12 protein-coding genes are annotated in these 14,307 nt (G+C 43.6%); 5 read left to right on the top strand and 7 right to left on the bottom strand.

Translation table 11 applies throughout. The annotated features are described in order from the left end of the window. Nucleotides 1-88: 88 nt before the first annotated feature. Nucleotides 89-697 carry a LysE family transporter gene (locus MMA19_RS02700; protein WP_240205441.1) on the top strand — a complete coding sequence of 203 codons (609 nt, stop codon included), beginning with the start codon at nucleotides 89-91 and terminating at the stop codon, nucleotides 695-697. A gap of 8 nt (nucleotides 698-705) precedes the next feature. On the opposite strand, the gene MMA19_RS02695 is transcribed toward MMA19_RS02700, so the two are convergent. Then, the gene (locus tag MMA19_RS02695) at nucleotides 706-2,376 is read right to left on the bottom strand and encodes an amidohydrolase (RefSeq protein ID WP_240205440.1); all 1,671 of its coding nucleotides are present in this window, start codon (nucleotides 2,374-2,376) and stop codon (nucleotides 706-708) included. Between the two features lie 136 nt (nucleotides 2,377-2,512). Continuing rightward, complete coding sequence (malI, locus tag MMA19_RS02690) at nucleotides 2,513-3,535, bottom strand: Mal regulon transcriptional regulator MalI (protein WP_240205439.1); 1,023 nt, start codon at nucleotides 3,533-3,535, stop codon at nucleotides 2,513-2,515. Between the two features lie 236 nt (nucleotides 3,536-3,771). Here malI and malX point away from each other — a divergent pair, with 236 nt between their 5' ends. Both malX and MMA19_RS02680 read left to right on the top strand, forming a co-directional pair. Beyond that, nucleotides 3,772-5,346 (top strand): maltose/glucose-specific PTS transporter subunit IIBC, encoded by a 1,575-nt coding sequence (gene malX, locus MMA19_RS02685; RefSeq protein ID WP_088878619.1) that lies wholly within the window; start codon nucleotides 3,772-3,774, stop codon nucleotides 5,344-5,346. Nucleotides 5,347-5,414: 68 nt separating this feature from the next. Further along, nucleotides 5,415-6,599, top strand: coding sequence for a MalY/PatB family protein (locus tag MMA19_RS02680; RefSeq protein WP_240205438.1), 1,185 nt, complete (start codon nucleotides 5,415-5,417; stop codon nucleotides 6,597-6,599). Between the two features lie 95 nt (nucleotides 6,600-6,694). On the opposite strand, the gene MMA19_RS02675 is transcribed toward MMA19_RS02680, so the two are convergent. The 5 genes from MMA19_RS02675 to MMA19_RS02655 form a co-directional block, all read right to left on the bottom strand. Then, on the bottom strand, nucleotides 6,695-7,066 hold the full coding sequence (locus MMA19_RS02675; protein ID WP_006069628.1) for a hypothetical protein: 372 nt from the start codon (nucleotides 7,064-7,066) through the stop codon (nucleotides 6,695-6,697). A 327-nt stretch (nucleotides 7,067-7,393) separates the two neighbouring features. Then, nucleotides 7,394-8,023 carry a heme-binding beta-barrel domain-containing protein gene (locus MMA19_RS02670; RefSeq protein WP_240205437.1) on the bottom strand — a complete coding sequence of 210 codons (630 nt, stop codon included), beginning with the start codon at nucleotides 8,021-8,023 and terminating at the stop codon, nucleotides 7,394-7,396. A 254-nt stretch (nucleotides 8,024-8,277) separates the two neighbouring features. Further along, nucleotides 8,278-10,242 carry a hypothetical protein gene (locus MMA19_RS02665; protein ID WP_240205436.1) on the bottom strand — a complete coding sequence of 655 codons (1,965 nt, stop codon included), beginning with the start codon at nucleotides 10,240-10,242 and terminating at the stop codon, nucleotides 8,278-8,280. 233 nt (nucleotides 10,243-10,475) lie between these two features. Beyond that, nucleotides 10,476-11,039 (bottom strand): TetR/AcrR family transcriptional regulator, encoded by a 564-nt coding sequence (locus MMA19_RS02660; protein ID WP_240205435.1) that lies wholly within the window; start codon nucleotides 11,037-11,039, stop codon nucleotides 10,476-10,478. A gap of 123 nt (nucleotides 11,040-11,162) precedes the next feature. After that, a complete protein-coding gene (locus MMA19_RS02655) occupies nucleotides 11,163-12,248 on the bottom strand; it encodes a glycerol dehydrogenase (RefSeq protein WP_063606919.1) in 1,086 nt (361 codons plus the stop codon). A gap of 349 nt (nucleotides 12,249-12,597) precedes the next feature. Here MMA19_RS02655 and dhaK point away from each other — a divergent pair, with 349 nt between their 5' ends. Together dhaK and dhaL are read left to right on the top strand one after the other, a co-directional pair. Continuing rightward, nucleotides 12,598-13,656 carry a dihydroxyacetone kinase subunit DhaK gene (dhaK, locus tag MMA19_RS02650; RefSeq protein WP_006069633.1) on the top strand — a complete coding sequence of 353 codons (1,059 nt, stop codon included), beginning with the start codon at nucleotides 12,598-12,600 and terminating at the stop codon, nucleotides 13,654-13,656. A gap of 15 nt (nucleotides 13,657-13,671) precedes the next feature. Continuing rightward, nucleotides 13,672-14,307 (top strand): dihydroxyacetone kinase subunit DhaL, encoded by a 636-nt coding sequence (dhaL, locus tag MMA19_RS02645; RefSeq protein WP_006069634.1) that lies wholly within the window; start codon nucleotides 13,672-13,674, stop codon nucleotides 14,305-14,307.

The following is a 14,307-nucleotide window of genomic DNA, read 5'->3' as shown; positions in this document are numbered from 1 at the left end:
ATTACCGTGTTAAGTCTATATATCACCCAGATAAAACGCTAGTGATTCGTATACTGACGTCATAAGTAATTCAATTTAATGGTTAACGATGACGTTTGATGTTTGGTTAGTGTATCTGTTTAGTGTGGTGTGTCTGTCTTTGGCTCCTGGTCCGAATGGCATGCTTGCATTGAGTCATGGGGTCGTCTACGGCAAGACAAAAGTGTTAGCGACGATTACCGGGGGCGTGATTGGTTTTGTGTTGTTGATTGCACTGGCGATGTTTGGTGTAGGTGCCGTCATGTTAGCGACTTCGGAAGCACTTACGATCTTAAAGTGGGTGGGTGGCGCTTATCTTATCTATTTGGGTTATAAGCTATGGAATAGCCCGAGTCCAGAACAGACGAGTGTCGAGAAAACTGTTAACACCAGAAAACGTGGTTTGTCTATTCAAGGCTTTTTGGCGGCGGTGTCTAATCCCAAAGTGTTGTTGTTCTTTGGTGCATTTCTACCTCAGTTTATGAATTCCACCACACCATTGATGCAGCAATTTGTGGTTATTGCTGTAACCTTTGCTGTAGTGGAATTTTTTGTTGAGTATCTTATTGCTCGTCTGGCAAATAGGTTACGTCCTTGGTTGGCTCGGCATGGAAAGCGCTTCAACAAAGGATGCGGTTCTATATTTGTGATATTGGGTGGCAGCTTCATCGCCTCTTAAACAAAGTATTACGGCTGACTGTAGACGACTTCGCCTTGTAGCATGGTCATCATAAACTTTGCTGAAGGGATATCTTCTACTGCAACCTTCGTGATATCACGATCAAGAACAACAAAGTCAGCAGATTTTCCAACGCTAATGCTGCCAGTAATATCACTAATACCTAGACTCTTTGCGGCATTAATTGAATAGGCATCGATCGCCGTACTTACATTGGGAAGTCCTTTACTGCCCATATGAATACTATTGGCTATGCCAACTAACGGGTTGATGTCATGCACATTCCAGTCACTACTTAAGGTTAAGTTTGCACCGCTAGTAAATATGGCGCGCAAGTTCATCAAAGCGTGAGCACGTCTTGCGCCAAGAAATGCTTGTGCCCATTGATGGTCATTGTTGGCGACGTAGTCGGAACCAACTTGAAAGTCGGCGGTGACATTTAACTCGGCAAAACGAGGAATATCATCGTTGTCGATCAACTCCACATGAGTCAGGGTGTAGGGTTTAGTAGAACCATGGTGACGAACTATTGCTATCGCGTTGAGTGACTCTCTGATTGCGCCATCACCGATAGCGTGGATGTGTGCACTGTAGCCAATTGCATCAAGTGCCGTCAGCCATTTCTCCATATCGCCTGGGGCGATGTAATTTAGGCCGTAAGGTTGGTCTGGAACATAAGTATCCAAGTAGGGTGCTAACGTTTTCGCAGTTCCGTTGATAAAGATGCCATCGCTGTACATTTTGACTTGGTCTACAATCAGTCGTTGTGAGGAGTCGCTAGTGTGTATTTTCTTCAGATAACCTAATTGGGGTTTCATAGTGTCAGTGGGGTAAATCCAAGGACGCAAAGATACACGAGCGGTTAAATCGCCGTTGCGCTCGGCTTCTTTCCACACATCAAACCAACCTCGCTTCCAATACAGGCGTCCATCACCAATCGTGGTAATACCATGAGCCGCCGCTTCTTCTAGCCCAACCATTAAACCATCGTAACTTTGGTCGAACTGGTTGTTCATGCTATTCCATGCCAACTCCATAACGATGTCGCCAGCGTTATCCAAAAGGATACCGTTGAGCTCTTCGCTCTCTTGATCTTTGAGGATTTTTCCGCCTTGAGGATCAGGCGTATTGTTAGAAATTGCTGCGAGCTCCAAAGCCACGGAGTTGACCCACATAGAGTGCGAAGTTTGCTCCATTAGGATAACCGGACGGTTAGGGAATATCTTGTCTAGAACTTGCAACGGGGTGTTCTCGTTGTCGTCACTTAAAATAGCCTCTAGCGAAAAACCGTATCCAATCAACCATGAGTTGTCAGAAGAGTATCGTGCACAGGCTTTTAAGTAAGGGATTTGCTGTTCCAACGTTGCATCCACTCCCAGCGCACAGTTTCCGCCAGCCTCTGAAGCTGCTTCAAATACGTGATTGTGATTATCAATAAAACCAGGCAAGACATAAGTTTCTTTAAGATCGATAATCTCAGTGTGCTTATCTTGGTAAGACTTAATATGTAAGAGGTCACCAATAGACTGGATTTTGCCATCTTGAATGGCAATGGCCGTTGCATTGTCGTAGCCGTATATCTTGGCATTAATCAACAGAGTATCAGCGCTACTGGTAGCATTGGCGTAACTACTAATAGTGAACCCAAAAGCAGCGAGTAGAGCGTAGGTGTTTTTCATGATCATTCCTTCTGTCCCTCACTCATTATGAAAGGGATTGTAGAAAATAACTACTACTCAAAGTGATTGATTTGTTGAAGAAATTGAAAATGGGCTCTGCGTACGGTAACTGTAATAATAGCCATAAAGTCGGCAGCTACGCCGACTCACGAATGATCAGTTGAGGTGGTTGAATAAGACTATACGGTTGAGAATGTTCTTGTTCTAGTTGGCTAATAAGACGTTTCGCAGCCTGTCTACCCATTTCTCTTGCGTTGAAGTTGACGAAAGTAAGCGGAGGCTCGGTTAACTCTGCTTCTTCTACGTCATCAAAACCGATAAGTGATACTTGTTCACCAATAAACTGATCTTTGCCAATTTGTCGACCAGAACGATGAATGCCATACACAGCACCAAGCGCAGTGGAAGAGTGGTGGCAAAGAATTGCGGTTATTTGCGGGTGTTCAGACAGTAGCGTTTGTACTGCGTTAGCGGCCGCCTTTTGACCTTTTTCGCATTCCACAACCCATTCTGGTTTAAATGGCAAACCAAATTGCATGAGGGTGGAACAGTATCCACCGATTCGCTCGGCTCTGCACAACGAACTGCTTGCACCTCCAACGTATGCGATTCGGCGATGTCCTTGTTTTATTAGATGTTCGGTTGCAAGCTTCGCCGCATAGTTATTATCAGGGCCGACAAAATCTATTTGCTTGTCGAGCGATGCACGAGAGACGCAGACCAAAGGCAGGTTTTGTTCCTTCATTTTTTCGATATTAAATTGCTGGTTGTCAGCGATAGGGCAGAAAGCGATACCACCGACACCTTGCCGTGACATTGTCATCATGCACTTTTCAAATCGTTCCTGACTATCGCCACTTTGAGCCAGAATCAACATATAGCCTTGGTGTTCAATCTCTTCGCTAATTCCAGATGCGACTTCGGAGTAATAAGGGTCACTAATGTCTTTAAGGATCAGACCGATTATTTCGCTCGAATTTGAGCGTAAGTTTGCTGCAGCGCGATTACGAATGTAGCCAAGCTCTTCAACAGCTTGGTTAACCTTGTCTATAGTGTCGGGAGAAATACGTCCTTTGTTTCCCAATACCATGGAAACAGTTGTGACGGAGACTCCCGCATATTTAGCGACTTCTGTAATGGTCACTTTTTTTGATGACATAGTTTCACTTAATGTAGGAAAAACGTTTTATCAAATTACTTTACCTTCATTGTGTTGTTTTTTAAAGCCTTACTTTGGCTATGGGATTTGTTGTTTAAGTGGATCACAGATTTGTTGATAAAACGTTTTATCAAAAGTTTTATCAGCTTATATTTGCGTCATAAATACAAAATATCATACCCATCAGCAGTGGTGAGTATGAGCCCTACAAGCTCTTAATCTTTTGGAGACGTACTATGTCTACACGCAATAACAAATCTACCATGTGGGAGTTTCTGCAAAGCCTCGGCAAGACTTTCATGTTGCCTGTCGCACTTCTTGCTTTCTCAGGTATCTTACTTGGGGTGGGGAGCTCACTGTCGAGCGCGGCAATTAAAGAAGCGATCCCTTTACTAGATAATACCTTGTTGCAATACCTATTCATGTGGATGACAAAAATAGGTCTTGTTGCGTTTATTTATCTTCCAGTAATGTTCGCTATCGCCATTCCTCTTGGTCTAGCTCGCGAAGAAAAGGGTGTGGCGGCCTTTGCGGGTTTTGTTGGTTATGCAGCGTTTAATCTCGCAATCAACTTCTTCCTAACCGTGGCTGGTGTGCTAGGTGATAGCGCCCAAGAAAAAGCGTATGGTGTAAAAAGTATTATCGGTATTGAGTCGATAGATACAGGCATCTTAGGCGCAGTCGTTGTGGGTATTATCGTCGCAAAACTGCACCAGCGCTATTACACCTTTAAAATGCCTGATGCATTAGCCTTCTTTGGTGGTGCGCGTTTTGTCCCGATTGTATCTGCGATTGTGCTAGGTGTGGTTGGTGTATTTATCCCATTTGTTTGGCCATATTTCGCAGCGGGTATCAACGGTATTGGTCATGTTATCGAAGGCGCTGGCGAGTTTGGTCCGATGCTATTTGGTACCGGCGAGCGTTTGTTATTACCTATTGGTTTACACCACATCTTAGTTGCTCTGATTCGTTTCACTGAAGCAGGCGGTACAATGGAAGTGTGTGGTCAAACGGTTTCTGGTGCATTGAATATTTTTTACTCTGAGCTGTCTTGTCCTGATACTCAAGGATTCACACCTGAAGTTACCGCTTTCCTTTCTCAAGGTAAAATGCCGACTTTCCTAGGTGGTTTACCAGGTGCAGCATTGGCTATGTACCACTGTGCGCGTCCAGAAAATCGTTCAAAGATTAAAGCACTTTTGATCTCTGGTGTTGTAGCGTGCGTGGTAGGGGGTATTACTGAGCCTCTAGAGTTCTTGTTCTTATTCGTGGCACCAGTTTTGTATTTTGTTCACGCAATCCTGACTGGGCTTGGCTTCATGATTATGGGACTGTTAGACGTCACGATTGGTAACACCGACGGTAATATTATCGACTTCTTCGTCTTTGGTATTCTCCAAGGAACAGCGACCAAATGGTATTTGGTACCACTAGTCGCGGGTGTTTGGTTTATCGTCTACTACTCAGTGTTCAAATTTGCCATCACTCGTTTTAACTTGAAAACGCCGGGGCGTGACGTTGATACGGCTGAAGTCGATAGCCAACTTGAAGCAGCGTTTGTAAATGAATCTGGCAAAGGGGCTGCGGTGTTGGCTGCGTTAGGTGGAAAAGAGAATATCACCTCTCTCGATAACTGTATTACGCGCCTTCGCATGTCTGTTAATGACATGAGTTTAGTGGATGATGCGAAGCTAAAAGCCAACGGTGCTCTGGGTGTTATTAAGCTTGATGAACATAACTTACAGGTGGTCATTGGCACTCAAGTGCACTTAGTTAAAAACGAAATGCAGGCTTTAATGAGCGCAAGCTAGTCCAGTGTTTTGCTCTGCCTCAGTGTCGATTGTCTGACACTGAGGTTTATTCATTTTTGGAGACAGTAATGACTCAAGAGTTTGATTTTGACACCGTAATAGATCGAAAAGGCACTTATTGCACTCAGTGGGATTATGTTCAAGACAGGTTTGGGAAAGCAGGCTTGCTGCCGTTTACGATTTCCGATATGGATTTTGCCTCTCCTCCAGCGATTCAAAGTGCGTTGAAAAGCCGAATTGAACACCCTGTTTTTGGTTATAGCCGATGGAATCATGATGATTTCAAAGCCTCGATATCTCACTGGTTTTCAAAAAGATTCCGTACAACGATCGACAAAGGTGACATTGTTTATGGACCATCCGTTATCTATATCATCTCTAAGCTCATTGAACGTTGGTCGAAAGTAGGAGAAGGGGTAGTCTTTCACACACCGGCTTATGACGCGTTCGACAAAATGATTGAAGGGCAAGGTCGCTTTTGCGCAAGGAGTACACTGCTAAAAGTTGAGGGCCGCTATCAAATAGATTGGCAGAGTTTTGAATGTCTAATTGCTCAGCCTGAAAATACGATTTTACTACTTTGCAGCCCGCATAACCCTACAGGAAGAGTTTGGACTCATGAAGAGCTGACAAAAATGGCTGAGCTCTGTGCCAAGCATGGTGTGCGAGTTATCTCGGATGAGATTCATATGGATGTCAGCTTTAGCACTCATTTCCCATTTACTGGATTTGATCAATCAATGGAATGGGCGTTAGTAACCTCAGCATCGAAGTCGTTCAATGTCCCTGCGTTAAACGGCGCGTATGCATTGATTCCTAATGCTCAAACGAGAGAAGATTACTTATTTAAATTGAAGCAAGTAGATGGATTGTCATCCCCTTCAATTCTTGGCGTTATTGCCACGATGGAAGCGTATAATCACTGTGAAGATTGGTTAGAAGCACTCAATAACTACGTTTACCAAAACCATAGTTATGTACGAGAATCGCTCAATGCTGCGTTTAAAGACCTTCAGTACGTTATACCAGAAGCAACCTATCTGGCGTGGATAGATCTTTCACCGTTAGCGCTAGATATGGATGTACTTAATAGGACATTAATTGATGATTATGGTGTAGCGATCATGTCGGGCGAGGTATATGGAGAGTCTGGGCTTGGTTATTTGAGACTGAACCTTGGTTGTTCACGCGAGAAAGTGAAGGCAGGGGTCCAGTCATTGATTCAAGCAATCCAATGCCAATTAAAGAGTTAACTGATTAATACTATTGGCTAGAAGTAAAACAAAAGCGAGCATGTAAAGATGCTCGCTTTTAGGTTATTCAGGAAGTTATTTGTCGATTAGGACGATTAATTCTCTTTCATTGCCGATATTACCGACGGATCATTTAGCAAGTTAAATAATAAACTCTTAGCTGAAGAGCGCTGAGAATCAGAAAGCACTTTCTTAGGATTGTCTCTGGTTTGAGTAATTATGTTTTTGACGAAACGGCTGTTGGTACCAGAGAGTTCATATACATAGCTGAGTGTGCTGATTAACTCGTCTTGAGGAAGGCTATAAACAGCCATTTCACAGCTTAAACCATCCATTGCAAGAAAGTTGTTGACCACTTCTTTTCGCTCAGCATTGAACTTCTCTTTCGCTATAAAGCCATCAATCAATGCTTGTACTCTATCAGCGATAGCGACAGGTACTTCCATTGTTTTTGTTTCATGGGTCATTATTGAATCTCCTCTACATGGGATTAACCGCTGCTTGTACGTAGCTACTGATTATTTCAACCATTATATTCATTCTGTAAATAATGGAGGATCGAGCTATCGTTGTTGTTTAATCATTCTGCCATACGCAGAGCACGCTTAATAGTCACGAACGCGCAATTTGGCTCTATTTGCTGTTGAATTGGTCGATCAATTACGGTGGATTAACTATTGGCTGGAAAGTCTAGCGGTTACTGCGGATTTAGTAAGGCGAGTGTGGTAGGAAAATAAAGAGAAACAGCTGAAGCGCGGGGCTTCAGCTGAGAGGAGTTATTTTTGCGTGTTGTATTAGTTCGTTACGCGTTCAAGTACGGACGAATCTGTGTGAGCAAATTCACCATCATAGATGCTCAGTATTGTCGATTGAGAATAAGTCAGCGTGTCACCGTCAACTTTGATATTCATTGTGAAACTGGTTGTGCTTGCTTTTTCTTTCATAAAGTTAGATTCAGCGACACCTCTTTCTGACATCACTAATGTCATGTCATTACCAGCAGCACCTTCTGCAGTGACACAAGTGGTTCTCGGTACGCAGAACGAGTTGTAAACGATTTGGTTCTCTTGATCATAGATAAAGTAACCGCGTTGGTCGTGGAACTTAGTATCGTCTGCTTTGCGGAAAACTTCTTGCTTGTAGTAAAGCGCAACAAGCGTTTGCTCACTGGCATTAACCGCATCTGCTGCGACTTCAAACGTCATGGTCTCGTAGAACGGCGTAATGGCAGGTGCACCTTTACCTTGTTCGGTACCTGCCCGAGCTGGAGAGATATCGACACCGCCGCTTTCTACTGATTTCCATGTTCCGACAAGTTGAGCTAGAGGACCGAAGTCCATACCGTCGATTACCGTGTGATCTGCCATTGCTGAAATTGGAGCTAAAAGTATCGCCGATAAACTTAGTACTGCTGTTGATTTCATTACTGCTTCCTTATTGATATTAGAGTTATTTTTCACAAGAGATACTAAGTGCATATTGATGTGTAAAAATTAATCTAAATCATGTTTGCTTCCGCAAAATAAATTCAACTGATTCATAAGGTTAGTATCTGTTTCTAGATGTGAATTACGCTTATGAAGTTTCAATTCTGTGGGTTTGTTTGGGCAAAGAAACGACGAAAGGCCTACATAGTAGGCCTTTCTAAGTGTCAACTTTTAAAGGTATTTTAATTACTCTATTTGTTTGTTCGTACTTGACCGATTAACGGATTTTTCACTGGTTGAGCTATACCGTAAACCACGACAATACCGTTTCCTCCTCCCATGGTTGATGTTCTGCGCTCAGGATTTTTATCAGTTAACGCAGTAATAACGTTCCAGTTATTGGCTACCCATACGTTACCTGCGTCGTCCACCATTGTGTCGGTTGCTTCTTGCATAACACCACTTTTGTATGAGTGAATAAGGTCACCCGTTTTGGTATCCGCAGGGCAGTTAGAAGTATCTTCACCGCACACTTGAACAAAACCTGTACCTAAGAAGTTACCCACAAAGACATTGTCAGCACCGTCAATACTAACCCCCCATGCTGCATAGATTTCTTTATCAAGTAAGTTAGATTTTACCACTTCACCATCTGGAGATATCATAGTTACGTTGCCTGTTTTTGGTATATCAGCTTGGTGCGCAAATATGTTCTCAATTGAGATACGGAATTCATCAATAATGCTTGTTCCTTTTGGAATGTTAGGTAACGGGTAACCTGGAGACAAGTTAGCGCCTACCCATACGTTGCCTTTTGAATCAATAGCGAGACCACGTGGAGCAATACCAGTTTTAATTTGTTTCGCATTAGCAGGGTTATCTGCCTCAAAACGTGTGACTGTCATTGAGCCGTTATTTGTTACCCAAACCACGTTATTGTTGTCTACAGCGACCGCAAATGGTCGTTTAAGTCCCGGTACATCAACGATCTCGCCTTTAGTGTAATCGCCTTTAGGGAAACGTATCATATGATTGTACTGGTTATCACAAACCCATACATCGCCATTTGGAGCAGTTGCTAGACCCTGTAATTGGCCGTGCTGACCATTAATAGTTGCAGGGCCGAGTGCTTTACCTGTCAGATCGAATACACCAACTTTTGCATTGAATGTACTAATCCAAACCTTGTCTTTTGACACAGTAGTACCCCAGCCGCTGCCATCGAGTCCTTGACTGTTATACCCAACTAGAGGAGGGGACAGTGGCTTGCCACTCGGCGCCATTTTTACTACGCCACCGCCAATCGCTGTACTTAAGCCCGATTGAGAACCTGGCATCCAGTTTTGTCCGCTCCAAAGCTGACCTTCGTTATCAAACATCAGGCGACCCGGAGAATAAATACCGCCACCAGTGAAACGAACCATAAGTGCAAAATCATCTGGCCTATAGCTCAAGTATGGTAAAAAGTCGGTATCTCGACGCTGCTCCCCCTTTGGATAGACGTAGGCATTAGCAAACTGATCAAACAAAGCCTTAGTGTGTAAATAGGGCTGCTGGGCAATCTTGGATAGTGCTTCTAAAGTATCATCACTATTTGTGATCGCTAAGTATTGGTCACATAAGCCGCGTGCTTGCTCTGCACCACAGAGCGCAGTTAATGCTGCAAGCGTATTCATTCGAGCGACGGTCTCGGAGTCTGCTGAGTTAACTCCGTTGAGTACGGTGGAGCCAAACTGGCCTGTTTGCACATCAACTAAGTTTCGAACTTGCTCTGAGCTGATAAGTAACCCGTTTTTAGATCCACTTAAACCATAGTTTTGAACGTATTGTTGGGCATTTGGCCAAAGTGAACCGATAGTAGAGAGTTCATTCAGTACAATGTCACCTTGCTGCTGGCTATTTAAAATCGCCAAGCTTCGGTATTTTTCGACGGACTTGCCTTGGATAGTGCCGCCTTTTGCCGTTAGGTAATAGACCCCGTCGTCTTGTCGTGTATTCTCAGAAAATGATACCTGGCCATCGTGTCCACTTTTACCTTCAGCCATAAGCACTGGTGATTGACCAGCTTGTGTAAACCACAATGATACTTGAGCATCGCTAATTTGTTGGTGGTCAGATTCTACCGTCACATCAAACGACAGTGTGTCACTTGCATGGACGCTAGCGGATAGCGCAAGAGCAGCAGGAAGAATAGTCGCGAGTTTAGAAGCTTTCATGGTAATCCTCATGTGTAAATTCAGTAAGTTGTTCTTAGACATAAAGAGAAGAAACTTCCTAATTTGCTGTCTCGCCTCAGTTGATGAGGTAATACTAACCATCCGGTCGGTCGAGAACAATCAACAGCACTAAGATGTGGATTAAGTTTGGTTCACTTAAAGTTAAACTCAGATAAATGTATGTTAGTTAACAACTAACACATGCACAGAGGTGAGGAAGGAAGAGAGTAGTGTTAGGTAACAGGGCAGTTTAGTAAACGTTTGAACACTAAAGTACTTCCATCAACAAACAATGCTTGTCGTTGATGCTCTTCGTAAACTAGGTTCTGCGCTGTAGACATAAACATTGAATAGACAGACTCAACTAGCACTTCTGTACTCTCATTTTGTAAACCATTACGGTGTTGGGCTTCCTGAATAAGACGGTGCAGTCCATCAAGTGATTGCTGTTTAGCTCGCTGACGAGTTTCTCTAGGAACAGAGCGAGATGTGTAATACATGCTCAAAAATGCTACTTTCTCTGGATTTACAATTGCCCAAGATAGGCTTTCTCGCCATAAAAGCTCTAATCGAGCATTGATATCTAGGGTCTCATGGCCAGTAAAAAAGTCGTAATCTGTCTTGATCGATTCATAAATTGCATTTGTGAGAGCCTGTTTAGATTTGAAATGATGGAATAGCGTTGCTTTTGCAACCTCTGCCTGTTTCGCTACCTCAATGGTGGATAAGGAATCGATGCCTGTCGTTGTTGCTAGCTCAAGAGCCACTTCTAAGATACGTTGCCTTTTGGCTGTCACTGTCCTAACTCTCTCTTTTTAAGAACCTTTTTGAGTATAGATAGTAAATTGGCAGTAGGGAACATCGACCAAAAAAAAGAGCCAGTTTAAAGCTGGCTCTTGATTCTCATAACGACAGCGAGATTACTTTTGACCAAGTTGGTGTGCAGTAAGGATCGCCGCGAACACACTGTCTGCAGTAACAGGGAATGGCATGTTGTGAATGGTCTCACCTTCAGCCGTTGCGCCTTCTGCTACTTCAAATAGCTTGTCTTTGTTGATTTCTTTTACGCCCATTTCAAACAGGTTAGTTGGTAGACCTACTTCGCGGCAGAAGTTGATTACAGTGTTAATCTCTTCCATTGGTGCGTTTTCTAGAACAAGTTGAACCAACGTACCAAATGCTACTTTTTCGCCGTGATACAGGTGGTGACATTCTTCAAGTTTCGTTAAGCCATTGTGAATAGCGTGCGCAGCCGCCAAACCTGAGCTTTCAAAGCCGATACCGCTTAGGTATGTGTTTGCTTCGATGATGTTTTCAACAGCCGTAGTGCTGACGCCATTTTCAACGGCAACTTTTGCTTTTAGGCCATCTTCAAGCAGCGTTTCGTAGCAAAGTTTTGCCAGTGCTTGGGCAGAGCGTGTTGGTGCGCCACCAGCCATTGTTGCTTTGCCAGATGTCATGTTGGCGCGTGCTTCGAAGTAAGTAGATAGAGCATCACCCATACCAGCTACAAGAAGACGAACTGGTGCGCCAGCGATAACTTTGGTGTCCATAACGACCATATCTGGGTTTTTAGGGAATAGCAGATACTCAGCGAACTCGCCTTCTGGTGTATAGATAACCGCTAGTGCACTTGTTGGCGCATCAGTTGAAGCGATAGTTGGTACTACAACAACTGGGATCTTAGTGTAAAACGCTACTGATTTCGCCGTATCTAGCGTTTTACCGCCTCCGATACCGATGATGACATCGTTCTTTTGAGTTGCGCAGATGTCAGTAAGGCGGTCGATTTCGACACGTGAACATTCACCGTTAAATACGTCCATTGCCAACGGCATATCTTCTTTAGAGAAGCTTTCTTTAACTGTGTCGCCTACAAGGCCAGTTACAAATTCATCAGCAATAGCAAGTGGGTTAGCACCAAGTGCTTTTACATAGCTAGCGATAGAGCCTAATACGTTTTCACCTTGAACATACTTACTTGGGCTAATAATAATTTTGTCCATTTTTTCAGACCTTCTGTTAATGGTTATCTTTGTTTCAACGTTGGATTCATCATAGATATCAAGGCTGCGTTTACTAAGTCATTCTCCACTGCGCTTGTTGTTTTTATGACATGGCTAGCAAAGCCAGATTTGCGAAGAATGGAGAGTATGCTCATATCTTGGAGTAGATCACTAAAAGGACAAAATAGCGACGTTGGCGTTCCAAAATGAAACGATAAATAAACTGAAACGTTTCATTATGAAACGCAAATTCTTTTCGTTGTCGGGGGAGGATTTGTTCATATTATGGACCTAAACCTACACAAATCCAATTAAACGAACATTAAAAATTACAAAAGAGAAACAAGGTATGAAAAAGCTAATAAATAGTGTTGAAGACGTTGTAAAAGAGCAAATGGAAGGTCTTGCTGCCTCTCGCCCGCAATTAAAAGCTAACTACGAGCCACGTTATATGTGGCATGAAGAAACACCAGGACAAGTGGCGCTAGTCTCCGGTGGCGGTGCGGGTCACGAACCATTGCATGCGGGCTTCATTGGTAAGGGTATGTTGACGGGGGCTTGCCCAGGTGAAGTATTTACCTCACCAACACCCGACCAAATGTACGAGTGCGGTAACCAAGTGAATACGGGCGAAGGCGTTTTATTCTTCATCAAAAACTATACTGGTGATGTCTTGAACTTTGAGACAGCGGTGGAGCTTCTTCATTCTGACGGTATCAAGGTTGGCTCGGTGTTGATTGATGATGACGTAGCGGTAAAAGATAGTCTATATACCGCAGGCCGCCGTGGCGTTGCTGGTACAGTACTTGTCGAGAAAATCGTGGGTGCAGCAGCAGACAAAGGTTACTCATTAGAGCAGTGTGAAGAACTCGCTCGCCGTATTAATAATAACTGCCGCTCGTTCGGTGTTGCTTTAGATGCATGTGTAGTACCAGCAGCGGGCAAACCATCTTTCCAACTTGCAGATGACGAAGTTGAATTTGGTGTTGGTATCCACGGTGAACCGGGTATCGAGCGCATTAAATACACCAACGCTGACGAGTTGGTTGACAAGATGTTCCTTGAGCTAAAAGAAAACATCGCTTATAGCCGCACGCTGCGTATTTGGAATCGTGTTGAAGGTGAATGGGACGAAGTAGAGTCAACGATTGAGAACTTTGAAACAGATCATGACTATATCGCTATTGTGAACGGCCTTGGTGCAACACCAGAGTCTGAACTTTACGGTGTATACAACCGTTTGGCACATAACTGTGAGAAAGAAGGGTTCCGTCTTGCTCGTAACCTAGTGGGTAACTACTGTACGTCTCTGAATATGGAAGGTGTGTCTATCACGCTATTAAAAGCAGACACAGAGATGCTAGAGCTATTTGATGCTCCAGTAGATACAGCAGCGATGAAGTGGTAAGCCGAGGAATAACATATGCAAATTGAAAAACAACACATCATTAATTGGCTTGAGCTTTGCGCAGTATCGTACGAAGAAAACCAAGACTTTCTAACTGATCTTGACCGTGACATCGGTGATGCAGACCATGGTCTAAACATGAATCGTGGGTTCAAGAAAGTAAAAGAAACCTTGCCAAAAGTTGAGAAACAAAATATCTCAACCATTTTGAAGAATACTGGTATGACATTGCTGTCTAGCGTTGGCGGGGCGAGTGGTCCATTGTACGGCACGTTATTTATTCGTACAGCTGCGTCCGTAGGAAGCCGTGAATCTTTGACTTTCCAAGAGTTAATTGACGATCTTAAGAGTGGTGTTGATGGTGTTATCTCTCGCGGTAAAGCAGAGCAGGGCGACAAGACCATGTGTGATGTTTGGTTACCTGTACTAAACGAGATGAAAACGTCTCTAGAAGGCGGTACTAGTCCTGATCATTTACTTGATGAAATGGTGGAAGTTGCAGAGAAAAGTGCAACTTCAACGATTGAAATGCAAGCGAAGAAAGGCCGTGCAAGCTATTTAGGTGAGCGCAGTATCGGTCACCAAGATCCTGGTGCGACGTCATCACTTCTAATGATCAAAGCACTAAGACAGGCGATAGCAGGAAAGTAA

Source organism: Vibrio sp. CyArs1 (assembly GCF_022432925.1).
Classification (GTDB): domain Bacteria; phylum Pseudomonadota; class Gammaproteobacteria; order Enterobacterales; family Vibrionaceae; genus Vibrio; species Vibrio mediterranei.
The sequence above is the reverse complement of the archived record's forward strand: the minus strand, read 5'-3'. Positions and strand labels throughout refer to the sequence as shown.

What these genes read in the sequence shown, in the direction of transcription:
- dhaL (WP_006069634.1), top strand. Translation starts at nt 13,672, where the DNA reads ATGCAAATTGAAAAACAACACATCATTAATTGGCTTGAGCTTTGCGCA.
- MMA19_RS02700 (WP_240205441.1), top strand. Translation starts at nt 89, where the DNA reads ATGACGTTTGATGTTTGGTTAGTGTATCTGTTTAGTGTGGTGTGTCTG.
- MMA19_RS02675 (WP_006069628.1), bottom strand. Translation starts at nt 7,066, where the DNA reads ATGACCCATGAAACAAAAACAATGGAAGTACCTGTCGCTATCGCTGAT.
- MMA19_RS02695 (WP_240205440.1), bottom strand. Translation starts at nt 2,376, where the DNA reads ATGAAAAACACCTACGCTCTACTCGCTGCTTTTGGGTTCACTATTAGT.
- MMA19_RS02665 (WP_240205436.1), bottom strand. Translation starts at nt 10,242, where the DNA reads ATGAAAGCTTCTAAACTCGCGACTATTCTTCCTGCTGCTCTTGCGCTA.
- MMA19_RS02655 (WP_063606919.1), bottom strand. Translation starts at nt 12,248, where the DNA reads ATGGACAAAATTATTATTAGCCCAAGTAAGTATGTTCAAGGTGAAAAC.
- MMA19_RS02670 (WP_240205437.1), bottom strand. Translation starts at nt 8,023, where the DNA reads ATGAAATCAACAGCAGTACTAAGTTTATCGGCGATACTTTTAGCTCCA.
- MMA19_RS02680 (WP_240205438.1), top strand. Translation starts at nt 5,415, where the DNA reads ATGACTCAAGAGTTTGATTTTGACACCGTAATAGATCGAAAAGGCACT.
- dhaK (WP_006069633.1), top strand. Translation starts at nt 12,598, where the DNA reads ATGAAAAAGCTAATAAATAGTGTTGAAGACGTTGTAAAAGAGCAAATG.
- malI (WP_240205439.1), bottom strand. Translation starts at nt 3,535, where the DNA reads ATGTCATCAAAAAAAGTGACCATTACAGAAGTCGCTAAATATGCGGGA.
- malX (WP_088878619.1), top strand. Translation starts at nt 3,772, where the DNA reads ATGTCTACACGCAATAACAAATCTACCATGTGGGAGTTTCTGCAAAGC.